Origin of the sequence: Micrococcus sp. HSID17227 (genome assembly GCF_003989405.1) — a bacterium.
Lineage (GTDB): Bacteria > Actinomycetota > Actinomycetes > Actinomycetales > Micrococcaceae > Micrococcus > Micrococcus luteus.
Map to the genome: position 1 here is coordinate 1 of NZ_RBLN01000561.1, position 552 is coordinate 552.

1 protein-coding gene is annotated in these 552 nt (G+C 73.4%); it reads right to left on the minus strand.

The genetic code is table 11. From position 1 onward, the window contains the following. Positions 1-80: 80 nt before the first annotated feature. A partial coding sequence (locus tag D8M29_RS13305) for a copper chaperone PCu(A)C (RefSeq protein ID WP_148111652.1) occupies positions 81-552 on the minus strand: 472 nt, incomplete at its 5' end.

The following is a 552-nucleotide window of genomic DNA, read 5'->3' on the forward strand; positions in this document are numbered from 1 at the left end:
GGCGGGAGGGGCCCCCCGGGGCCGGGCGGGCGCCCTCGCGCCCGCCCGACCCGTGGTGGTCGTCCGGCCGGACGGCGGGGTCAGTGGTCGGCATGGTCCTCCGATTCGTGGGACTGGCCGCCGTGGTACGACTCGTTGGCGCCGGTGAAGGGCCGGACCACGGAGGTGACCTCGAGGGTGGAGCCGTCCTCCAGCTCGAGGTCGTAGGTCACGTCCTCACCCGGCTCGATCGGGTCGGTCAGGCCCATGAACATCACGTGGTTGCCGCCCGGGGCGAGCTCGAGGCTCCCGCCCGCGGGCACGGTGAAGCCGTCGGGGCTCTCCTGCATCACCATCTGGCCGTCCTCGCCGGAGACCATCTCGTGGAGCTCGACCGTCTCGCCCAGCTCCGAGCGGACGCCGACGATGTGCAGGTCCTGGTCCGAGGAGTTCTCGAGCATGCCGAAGGAGCCGGTCATGCCCTCCTCGGTGGCCTTCGTCCAGGGGTCGGTGATCGTGAGGCCGGCGGCCTGGCCGTCCGCGGTGGACGCGGCCGACGAGGCGCCCGTGGCC